A 10,773-nucleotide genomic window follows, 5' to 3' on the forward strand; every position below is an offset into this window, starting at 1 on the left:
CATCAGCACATTTACAAATTAGCACATTACCCCCATGTATCAGCCGCACGGAAAACGTTTGCTTGATCTTCTGCTGGCCGGAGGCGCGTTGCTGCTCCTGTGGCCCGTGATGGGGCTGGTGGCGACAGCGCTGTGGGTGGGGTTCAACGGGAAGGTCTTGTTCAAACAGCAGCGTCCGGGGCTGCACGGCAAACCGTTCTGGTTCTACAAATTCGTGACCATGACCCAGGCCCGGGACCTGCACGGCCAGCTCCTGCCAGATGCGCAGCGCCTCACCCCCTTGGGGAAATTCATCCGGAAAACCTCTTTAGACGAACTACCGCAGCTCCTGAATGTGTTACGAGGTCAGATGAGCGTGGTGGGCCCCCGGCCGCTGCTCATGGATTACCTGCCCCTCTACTCCCCGGAGCAAGCGCGCCGGCACGAGGTGAAGCCCGGCATCACGGGTTGGGCGCAGGTGAACGGCCGGAATCTGCTGGCCTGGGAAGAGAAATTCGCGTACGACGTATGGTACGTAGAGCATGTGTCTCTGCGGGTTGATTTGCTGGTTTTAGGGCGCACCTTAAAACACTTGTTGAAACCCGAAGGCATCTCGGCCCCGGGCACGGCTACCATGGAGCGCTTCACCGGCTCCTCCAACACCTCTTCCTCATGACTCTTGAAAAGCAACGAATTGCCATAGTAGGCGCCGGCGGATTGGGCCGCGAAGTGCTCATGCTCCTCCACCAGATCAACCACGTGACGCCCAAATGGGAAATGGTCGGGTTTTACGACGATGCTCCTCCCGCTGATTCGCACGTTTGCGGATGTCCTTACCTGGGCACCGTGGACGAGCTGAACGAGGTGGACAGCCCCCTGAACGTGGTGATTGCCATCGGGAACTGTCCCGCCAAAACCGACGTGGCCGACCGCCTGATCAGTCCGTTGCTGCATTTCCCGGTGCTCATCCATCCATCGGTGCATCTGTACCCCGAGCAGAAGATCCATCTGGGCGAAGGCACCATCATCTGCCAGAACTGCATTCTCACCACCAACGTCACGCTGGGCCGGCACGTACTGCTGAATCTGGCTTGCACCATCGGGCACGATACCGTTCTAGGCGATTTCTGTTCCCTGATGCCGCAGGTGGCGGTAAGCGGCGGCGTCACGCTGGGCATGGGCGTGTACGGCGGCACTAACTGCTGCATTTTGCAGAACATAGAAGTGGGCGCTTTCACCACCATTGGCGCGGGCGCAGTGGTTACCAAGGAATTGCCTTGTTACTGCACCGCCGTGGGGGTCCCGGCCCAGATCATCAAACAGACAGCATGAGCGTACCAGAGGAGTTTCTTTACCTATCGCCTCCGCACATGGGCGGCCGGGAACAAGCGTATGTGCAACAGGCCTTTGACCAGAATTGGATCACCACTGCCGGGGCCAATGTGACCGGCTTTGAGCAGGAACTCGCCACTTACCTGGGCGTACCGGCGATGGCGGCGCTGGCATCGGGCACGGCGGCCTTGCACCTGGGCTTGCTGGCCCTAGGCGCAGGCCCCGGCGATGAGGTTTTCTGTTCTTCCTTCACCTTCGTGGCCAGTACCAACCCTATCCGGTACGTAGGCGCTACTCCGGTTCTCATTGACAGCGAACCTATAACCTGGAACCTCTGCCCCAAAGCGCTGGAGGCCGCCTTACAGGACCGCCAGAAGAAAGGCCAACTCCCCAAAGCCCTGATGCTGGTGCACCTTTACGGCATGCCATCCAGAATGCAGGAGATTCAGGAACTCACTCAACACTACGGCGTGCCCATCCTTGAAGACGCCGCCGAGGCTCTCGGCTCCAGATACCACAACCGTTTTGTGGGTACTTTCGGGAAAGTAGGCGTTTTTTCGTTTAACGGGAATAAGATCATCACCACCTCTGGGGGCGGCGCACTGGTCTCCGATGATGTTGCTTTGGTGGAGCAGGCGCGCTGGCTGGCCATGCAGGCCAAAGACGATTTGCCATACTACCACCACACCACCATGGGCTACAATTACCGCCTGAGCAACATCAGCGCGGGCATAGGCCGTGGGCAATTGGAAGTCTTGGAAGAACGGGTGCAGCAGCGTAGAACGGTCTTCGAGAATTACCTTCAGCTGCTGCAAGACGTGGAGGAACTGGAATGGCACCAAGAGCCCGACGGCTTTTACTCGAACCGCTGGCTCAGTTGCTTTACTCTCAAGAAGAACAGCGGGGTTAACCCGGAGAAACTGCGGCTCCATCTTTTAGCCGCTAACATAGAAAGTCGGCCGCTCTGGCAGCCCATGCACCGCCAACCGCTCTACAGCTCCTGCGACTATTTCGGTGACCAGGTGAGCGATGACCTGTTCGCCCGCGGCTTGTGCCTTCCTTCCGGCTCCAGCCTCTCCTTCTCTGACCAGGAGCGGGTGGCCTTTATCCTCAGAAAAGCGTTTCGGGGCTGATTTCTGGAAAGTGGCCTCAAAACGGATGTGGTTAAAGCAGCGCCTGATTGGCAGTTCTTCCCAGTTCCGGCTTCATCACAAGAAAGGGCAACCACAAGGGTTTGCCTTACCCATTCCTGCAAGAATTTTATCATCACACTTTCGCCTGACCTTCCGTTTTACCGCAGGTGGTTCTCGGCGAGTCTGGGGACTCGATTTATCTTAAGTCACGAGACTGGAGTCTCGCGCCAGTCTGCTTGCCGTGTTACTGCCTGCTCCAAAGATCTTGTAGCGTCTTTAGACCTGCGAGCGTCTGCGCCAAGGCCGTTTAGAACCTGTTTTTCCCAAAAGAGCCTGAAAACAGAAAATCCTGCCCTGCCGAGGCAGAACAGGATTTTCAAAGACTTGCAGAAGCCAAAGACTATTTCTTGCCTTTTTTCTCTTCGGTCTGAGCGCTTTTCAGAGCTCTTGGGATGGTTACCGTAGCCACTGGTGAAAGTGGGTTCGTCAGGATCGTGTAGTTCTCAGGAGTGATTCTGTTCACTTTGATAGACTTACCTAACTCCAGTTCAGAGATATCCACCGCGATGGTGTCTGGAAGGTTGGCTGGAAGGGCCTTCACGCGCAGTTTACGCAGTTTGGTCACCAATTTACCACCGGCCATTACACCTGGTGAAGTACCCACGAAACGTACCGGTACATCAACTTTCACTTCTTTCTCGTCTTGCAGTAACAGGAAGTCCACGTGCAGCAACATTTCATTTACCGGGTGGAACTGCAGGTCTTGCATGATGGCTTTGTAGTGTGTGCCTTCAATGTTCAGGTCAACCTGGTAAACATCTGGAGAGTAAACCAAGTCACGGAACAAGATAGCAGGAGAAGAGAAGTGAACTTGCTCTGAACCGCCGTACAACACACATGGAACTTGAGCTTCCTCACGAAGCGCTTTGGCTTCGGATTTACCGAGATTTGCTCTTTTAAACCCTATAATCTCTAAGCTTTGCATAAAAATGAATATAAATAAAAAATGAAAAAACGCTTTAGGAGACACAAGCATCAAGATTCATGACACAAGACCTCTTTAATATATTTTAGCCTTTTACGCTTGTTGGTGAGAACACCAACAAGGGCGGCGACTTCTTTTAGCAATCAACAATTGACAATCAGCAATTAGATAAACAATGAGCTGATGGAGTCGTGGGTTACCACATTGCTGATAGCCCGGGCAAACAGGTCAGAGAACGTCAGCACCTTGATTTTAGCGCTCTGGTGCTTCAAAGGAATGGTGTCTGAGATCACCAACTCCTCCAGCACTGAGTTCTCCACGCGTTCAATGGCCGGACCAGACAGTACCCCGTGGGTAGCAATGGCCCGCACACTCTTCGCGCCTTTGTCACGCAACAACTCCGCGGCTTTGGTAATGGTTCCGGCGGTATCCACCAGGTCATCCACCAATACCACGTCCATGCCTTCCACATCGCCAATCACCTGCATAGAGGCAATCTCGTTGGCGCGTTTACGGTGCTTGTCGCAGACCACCATCTCCACTCCAAATACCTTGGCAAAGCTTCTGGTTCTCACCACGCCTCCCACATCCGGCGAAGCGAAGATCAGGTCCTGCCCTAAATTCAGGCTCCGCAGGTAAGGCACAAAAATGGCCGATCCATCCAGGTGATCCACCGGAATGTCAAAAAAACCCTGAATCTGACCCGCGTGCAGGTCACAGGTCATGAGCCGGTCAGCGCCCACGCACTGAATGGCATTGGCCATTACCTTGGCTCCAATGGAAACCCGGGGCTTGTCTTTCCGGTCCTGGCGGGCATAGCCGTAGTACGGCATCACCACAATCACTTTATGTGCCGAAGCCCGTTTGGCCGCATCTACCAGCAGCATCAGCTCCATCAGGTTATCAGCCGGCGGAAAGGTGGACTGGATCAGAAACACCTCGCAGCCCCGCACTGATTCATTGAAATGGACAGAGATCTCTCCATCAGAAAAATGCTGAACCGTGATATCGCCCAGCGGCAAGCCGTAGGCATCTGCTACTTTTTCAGCGAAATATCTAGACGATGTGCCAGAGAAAATCTTAACCGTTGGGTTCATGGAAAGAAGAGGTTGCCGAATGAAGTCGCAAAATTACGCCTTATTTCTGTAGCCTCAAACGAAGTAGTCAAAAATTAAGAGGTACTTTTTCAGGAACTTACTAGTACAATTACGGAGATACCTGGCCGCTTACAGCTCCCATACTACATTAATAATCAAATCTTTAATTCTCAACAAGGCTATACAATCCTTACTAAGCAGCTCGGGAAAACAGATTATCCAGTTGGAACCACTGCCTCTCTTTATCCAAAGTGGCTTAGCGTTTTCCATCATCTTTTGAAGGCTAATCTCCAACATGATGCCTTTAGGATTCAGAACTCCCGTGCCCAGTTTTTACCCTTGCCTTTAGAAGCAAGCTATATAGTCCTGCAAACTAATGGTTGTTATAGCTTTTACAATAAGAACAGGACATCTATAAAAATTTCTCAAAATAGTGTCTAATTACCCCAACTCCCCTCTCTATTCCTAAAAAAGCAATCATCCCTGAAAAAGGGTGACTCCAGGTGTCTTCTGGCTGAAGAGTGAACACACTTTTCTCAGGCACCTCTGACCATCATCCCATAGACTTGTATGACCCTTGTATTCAATGTTCCGCAGCAAACATGAGTTTTCACCACTTGACAAACAGCTTTTAACTTATCACTAATCTTTTACTGAGACTATATGCAACACTTTTTAAGCAGAGGGATAAGGTATCTACTCTTCATTCCCGTTTACTTCCTGGCCCTCTCCATGGCTATGGCTCAAAACATCACCGTTACGGGCAAGGTAACCGATGACACCGGCTCAGGTTTACCCGGAGTAACCGTCCTCCTGAAAGGCACCACTACTGCTTCCCCTTCAGATGTAAATGGTAACTACAGCATCAATGTGCCCTCCGGGAACGGAACTTTGGTTTTCACGTACCTTGGCTTTCTGCCGCAGGAAGTTCCTATCAATAACAGAACAACCATTGATGTTCAGTTAGGAACGGATTCCAAGGCATTGGACGAAGTAGTGGTCGTGGGGTACGGTACCCAGAAGCGTTCTGACATTACCGGCTCCGTGGCTTCTATTCCCAAAGACAGGCTATCCAACCTACCCGTAACCGATCTTACCCAAGCCATTCAGGGCACTACTGCGGGTCTGAGCATCTCCCAGGGCTCTTCTGTTCCCGGCAGCTCCGGCACTATTCAGGTTAGGGGTATCAATTCCCTTAGTGCCGGCACCGGCCCCTTAATTGTAGTAGACGCAGTTCCCTTCTTTGGCGCTATCAACGACCTGAACCCCAATGATATCGCTTCTATTGAAGTTTTGAAGGATGCTTCCTCCGTGGCCATATACGGTACCCGCGGAGCGAACGGGGTCATCCTGATCACCACCAAACGCGGAACATCGGGCAAGCCTAGAGTAAGTTACAGCGGTTATTACGGGGTGGAAGATATCGCCAACAAACTGGAACCGATGTCACCGGAAGCCTATGTACAGAAGTACAAGGACTACATGATCGCGCAGAATTTAACGCAGACCCAAGTCCTGCCTAACAACAGAGAAGTGGATGCCTATAATGCAGGTCTCACCACTGACTGGTTGGATGAAGCTTCGCAAACCGGCAAGATTCAGGAACATAACCTCAGCGTAGCGGGCGGAACCGAGAACATCCAGTATTATGTGGGCGGTGGTTACCTGAAACAGTCTGGCGTGGTGAAAGGGTATGATTTCACGCGTGGTAGCATACGGGCCAACCTGGACGCCACCATCACCAAGTACCTGAAAGCAGGAACCTCCCTGTTCATCGCAGACAAGAACTCTGACGGCGGCAGAGCCAACCTGCTCAACGCCACGGCCATGAGCCCCTACTCCGTACCTACGAATGCGTTGGGCAACTATGAAATCTTTCCCATGTTCCCAGAGTTGCTATTCGCCAACCCGCTGTTGGGCTTAACAACAGACCGGGTAGACAGAAGTAAAAACCTAAATGGCAATGTCTATGCAGAAGTATCTCCCGGGTTTATAAAAGGTTTGAAATACCGGATAAATGCTTCCTCTGTCTATACAATAGGCAGACAGGCTGGTTACACCGGGCGTCTGGCCAATGACTTGGTAGGATCCGCCTATGCCAATAACAATGAAACCCATAACTGGGTGGTGGAGAACATCCTCTCTTACAACAAAGATTGGGAAAAGCACCACGTAGATTTCACGGGTTTGTATAGTGCTCAGGAAAACGAGTACACTTCCTCTGGTGCCTCGGCGAATACCTTTATTAATGACGAATTATCTTACTTTAACCTTGGGGCCGGTACTAACAGAACCTCTTCCTCTTATGGTGACAGATCTGCTTTGGTTTCGCAGATGGGACGGATCAATTACTCCTATGACAGCCGTTATCTGTTAACGGTTACAGCTAGAAGGGACGGATACTCCGCTTTTGGGGCCAATACAGATAAACATGCTGTTTTTCCTTCCATCGCTTTGGGTTGGAACATTGCCAACGAAAGCTTCTTCCAGAATGCCAGCTTTATGAACCAATTGAAACTTAGAGTTTCTCATGGTAAGGCCGGAAATCAGGCAGTTGCACCATTTCAGACCTTTACTCTTGCCGCTCCTGTGCGCATTCCCTTTGGCGGGAGCAGTGCTATTGGGGTTCTCGCCTCCGCGCTGGGAAATGCGAACCTGAACTGGGAAACCACCACTTCTACTAACATTGGCGTTGATTTTGGCTTCTTCCAGAACAGAATCAATGGTACTCTGGAAGTATATCATTCCCGCACCGAGGACCTTTTAGTACAGAGAAATATTCCGGTAATCTCTGGTTATTCCAGAATCTGGGACAACTTAGCTGAAATGCAAAACCGAGGGATTGAACTCACGCTGAATACCATTAACATTGATGCTGGTAAATTCAGATGGGAAAGCAATATTAATTTCTCCTCCAATAAGAACGAGATCGTAAGTCTCTACGGAGAGAAGAAAGACGACCTTGCCAACGGCTGGCTGATTGGCAAACCAGTGAGGGCCATCTATAATTACCGCATGATCGGCATCTGGCAGGAAGGCGAAGACAACTCCGCGCATGACCCTACCGCCAAACCCGGTGACATCAAATTTGAAGACATCAACAAAGACGGGGTCATCAATGACAATGACAGAACTTACATTGGCACCACTTTACCGAAATGGTACGGTGGCCTCACCAACACCTTCCACTACGGCAACTTCCACCTGAGTGTGTTCCTGCAAACCTCACAGGGATCCTTGAAAGGCAACCCAGACATCTTCTACGGAGACGAGGTGGGCAAGAGAAACATACCGGCTGCCGTGGGGTACTGGACTCCGGAGAACAGAAGCAATGAGTGGCCTTCGCTGGGCTACAGAAACCCCAGAGGTTACAACTTTGCCAGAGACAACAGCTACGTCCGCATCAAAGACGTGCGCTTAAGCTATACTGTACCGGGCACGTTTATGGAAAAATATAACCTCAGCGGCCTGACCTTATATGTAGCAGGCAGAAACCTATACACTTTCACCGATTGGATAGGCTGGGATCCGGAGAACAACCACTCTTCCCGAGGATCAGGAGATTGGACCAACAATTATCCACTCACCAGAGCTGTCTCCTTTGGTCTCAACCTCACCCTTTAATCAACCCCAATAAGAACGACCATGAAAAAGTATATAAAAGTGTTGATTGGCGCATGCATCAGCCTTCAGACGTTTACCGCATGTGATAAATCTTTCCTGGAGGAGGAGGTGTTAAGTTCCTACTCCCCTTCCACCCTGACTGACCCTGCTGGTTTTGAAGCCTCCTTGATAGGTCTGTACAATCACCAAAGCACGCTCTACACCATGAGCGATGCTCAGGGGTGGATCTCGGTTTGGCAGGTGGGCACAGACATTACCTGGGCCACCCAACCCCAAGGGATAGAGTTGCCCTACGTCAACTACGCGACCCTCACTCCTCTGGACGGAGCCGCGCGTGATGCCTGGAGATGGGCGTATATCATGGTGAACAACACCAACGTGATCATCAAGAATATCGAAAATCCGGCGGTGACTGGCTTAACAGACGATCAGAAAGCCAAGATAAATGCCGAGGCCCGCTTTTTCAGGGGTTTCGCCTATAACTTCCTGGCTACCGCATTCGGGAGGGTTCCTTTGGTGACCGAACCCCTCTCTACCCCCAAGACGGACTTCGTGCGGGCTCCTCTAGAGCAGGTGAACGCACTGATTGAAGCCGACCTGTTGTTTGCCGCTGCCAATCTACCGGAGATCAGAGACGCGAAAGAAGTTGCTGCCCGGGCAAACAAATACATGGTGCATCAGCTTTTAGCCGAGGCCTACCTGAGAATGGGTAAAAACCCTGAGGCGGAGGCCCAGGCCGACAATGTGATCAACAGTGGCAAATTTAGCCTGGTTAAGAACCGATACGGGGTAAAAGCCAACCAACCGGGAGACCCATTCTCTGACATGTTCATCTACGGAAACCAACGCAGATACCAGGGGAACACGGAAGGAATCTGGGTGATGGAAGCCGAGAACCCCAGAAATGTACCGGGCGGCATGACCAATAACCCCCAGCAACGCCGTAACTGGCAAGCCTCTTACCACAGCAGAAGGGGAATGCTGGCTGCTGACTCATTAGGCGGGCGCGGCATTGGTAGAATGCGCCTGAACAACTTTGTCTTGTATGGCTTGTATGACGCCAATGACATGCGGAACTCAAAATACAACATCCGCCGGGATTTCTATTACAACGACCCTACGTATGTAGACTACAAGAAGAAAGTGCCATACACAGGCCCAGACACCTTGTTCATCATCAACCCCTACATTACTAAATGGGGACATTTCGATCCGCAGGATGTGTTCGGGTTCGGAATGTGGAAAGACTTTATCTTGATGCGCCTGGGTGAAACCTACCTGCTAAAGGCCGAGGCTCAGTTCAAGCAAGGCAAAATGGGTGAGGCGGCCGCCTCCATCAACGTGTTGCGGGAACGGGCACATGCACCCTTGGTGACCGCCGCAGACATTACCCTTGATTTTATCCTGGATGAACGCGTCAGGGAACTGATTGGCGAGGAAAACCGCCGCTTAACCCTCATGCGCACCGGTACCCTGGTAGACAGAGCGAAGCGCTTGAATGGCAATCCGCCGGTCAACCCCATTGTAGGGCTGTCTCAGACGCACTTGTTAATGCCAATCCCCAGAAATGAAATCGACCTGAACAAAGATGCCGTGCTGGAGCAAAACCCAGGCTATTAATTCATCGGCATTCCTTCTTACAGCATTATTTTAAAAGCCAGGTCTCTCTTAAGGGAGGCCTGGCTTTTCCATTTACAAACAGATTGCTCCTGATTTTCCGCCACGTTTTTCCTCCCGTAAAAACCTATAATCAACTCCTGCCTACCTGATATTTTCACGAAATTGAGATCAGCAACGGCCTTTCTGCAAAGTCCTTCACGGCCCCAAAAATCAGATATATGCCCAATGGAAAGCGTATCAAAAAGGTATCAACAAGATGGATTTCTGACCAACTAAACAACGAAGTGTTTGGCCTCTGACTCGTCCAGCCCCGCGATCTGCGGCAGTTTGAAGTAGTTGATGAGCATGCTGCCCACGGCCACCTCGCCGCCCACGTACATGAAAATACAGATAATGCCCAGCACCAGGTGCCGGTGCTGCAAGGCCCCTGAGCCAGCCACCACGGTGGTGCTTTCGCCGGTGAGGCGGGGCAGGCGGGCCAGTTTGATGATCACCGCAATCACGATCAGGGTGATGGCCAGCCCCACGTACGGCATCTTCACCGAGTCGGCGGTGGCGGCATCGTTGCTCACCTGGTCAAAGATGAGGTACCCCCCGATGATGGGGGCGATGGTGGTCCCGAAGGAGTTCAGCGCCTGCGTCATGTTCATGCGGCTGGACGAGGACTCCGGCGGCCCCAGGATGGAGACGTACGGGTTGGCCGTGATCTGCAGCACCGTGATGCCCGAGGCCAGCACGAACAAGGCCCCCAGGAACAAGCCGTAGGAGTGGGAATCGGCCGCCGGCAGGAACAGGAGGCAGCCCACCGCCGTCACCGCCAGCCCCACGATGATGCCGTTCTTGTAGCCGATCTTGAGAATAGGATCCCCTTTGGTGACGGAGAACACGAAATAGAGAAACGACACGATGAAGTACGCCCCGAAGAAGGCCGTCTGGATGAGCATCGCCTGCCAGTTCTGCAGCGTGAAAACCTGCTGGAGCTTGGGGATGAGGATGTCGTTCA

Annotated in this window: 8 protein-coding genes; 5 read left to right on the forward strand and 3 right to left on the reverse strand. The window is 52.1% G+C overall.

Annotated elements, in window-relative coordinates; all coding sequences use genetic code 11:
* Positions 1-58: 58 nt before the first annotated feature.
* The 3 genes from H7U12_RS10285 to H7U12_RS10295 are packed head-to-tail and all read left to right on the forward strand — an operon-like array spanning position 59 to position 2,444.
* Positions 59-655 carry a sugar transferase gene (locus H7U12_RS10285; RefSeq protein WP_317170759.1) on the forward strand — a complete coding sequence of 199 codons (597 nt, stop codon included), beginning with the start codon at positions 59-61 and terminating at the stop codon, positions 653-655.
* Complete coding sequence (locus H7U12_RS10290) at positions 652-1,311, forward strand: acetyltransferase (protein ID WP_186636996.1); 660 nt, start codon at positions 652-654, stop codon at positions 1,309-1,311. The genes H7U12_RS10285 and H7U12_RS10290 overlap by 4 nt, the downstream gene beginning before the upstream one ends.
* Positions 1,308-2,444, forward strand: a complete 1,137-nt coding sequence (locus H7U12_RS10295; RefSeq protein ID WP_186636998.1) for a DegT/DnrJ/EryC1/StrS family aminotransferase — start codon at positions 1,308-1,310, stop codon at positions 2,442-2,444. Before H7U12_RS10290 ends, H7U12_RS10295 begins: the two co-directional genes overlap by 4 nt.
* Positions 2,445-2,844: 400 nt before the next feature.
* Here H7U12_RS10295 and H7U12_RS10300 read toward each other — a convergent pair whose 3' ends face one another.
* Together H7U12_RS10300 and H7U12_RS10305 are read right to left on the reverse strand one after the other, a co-directional pair.
* On the reverse strand, positions 2,845-3,480 hold the full coding sequence (locus H7U12_RS10300) for a 50S ribosomal protein L25/general stress protein Ctc (protein WP_317170760.1): 636 nt from the start codon (positions 3,478-3,480) through the stop codon (positions 2,845-2,847).
* Positions 3,481-3,593: 113 nt separating this feature from the next.
* On the reverse strand, positions 3,594-4,526 hold the full coding sequence (locus H7U12_RS10305) for a ribose-phosphate pyrophosphokinase (RefSeq protein WP_186637002.1): 933 nt from the start codon (positions 4,524-4,526) through the stop codon (positions 3,594-3,596).
* 663 nt (positions 4,527-5,189) lie between these two features.
* Here H7U12_RS10305 and H7U12_RS10310 point away from each other — a divergent pair.
* Positions 5,190-8,150 carry a SusC/RagA family TonB-linked outer membrane protein gene (locus H7U12_RS10310; RefSeq protein ID WP_186637004.1) on the forward strand — a complete coding sequence of 987 codons (2,961 nt, stop codon included), beginning with the start codon at positions 5,190-5,192 and terminating at the stop codon, positions 8,148-8,150.
* 21 nt (positions 8,151-8,171) lie between these two features.
* The gene (locus tag H7U12_RS10315) at positions 8,172-9,770 is read left to right on the forward strand and encodes a RagB/SusD family nutrient uptake outer membrane protein (protein ID WP_186637007.1); all 1,599 of its coding nucleotides are present in this window, start codon (positions 8,172-8,174) and stop codon (positions 9,768-9,770) included.
* Between the two features lie 272 nt (positions 9,771-10,042).
* Here H7U12_RS10315 and H7U12_RS10320 read toward each other — a convergent pair.
* Positions 10,043-10,773, reverse strand: a 731-nt coding sequence (locus tag H7U12_RS10320; RefSeq protein WP_186637010.1) for an MFS transporter, incomplete at its 5' end; no start/stop codon positions are given.

Source organism: Rufibacter sediminis (genome assembly GCF_014269285.1).
Classification (GTDB): domain Bacteria; phylum Bacteroidota; class Bacteroidia; order Cytophagales; family Hymenobacteraceae; genus Nibribacter; species Nibribacter sediminis.

Excerpts from the sequence above, each read along its gene's own strand:
- H7U12_RS10290 (WP_186636996.1), top strand. The coding sequence starts at position 652 with ATGACTCTTGAAAAGCAACGAATTGCCATAGTAGGCGCCGGCGGATTG.
- H7U12_RS10295 (WP_186636998.1), top strand. The coding sequence starts at position 1,308 with ATGAGCGTACCAGAGGAGTTTCTTTACCTATCGCCTCCGCACATGGGC.
- H7U12_RS10300 (WP_317170760.1), bottom strand. The coding sequence starts at position 3,480 with ATGCTTGTGTCTCCTAAAGCGTTTTTTCATTTTTTATTTATATTCATT.
- H7U12_RS10305 (WP_186637002.1), bottom strand. The coding sequence starts at position 4,526 with ATGAACCCAACGGTTAAGATTTTCTCTGGCACATCGTCTAGATATTTC.
- H7U12_RS10310 (WP_186637004.1), top strand. The coding sequence starts at position 5,190 with ATGCAACACTTTTTAAGCAGAGGGATAAGGTATCTACTCTTCATTCCC.
- H7U12_RS10315 (WP_186637007.1), top strand. The coding sequence starts at position 8,172 with ATGAAAAAGTATATAAAAGTGTTGATTGGCGCATGCATCAGCCTTCAG.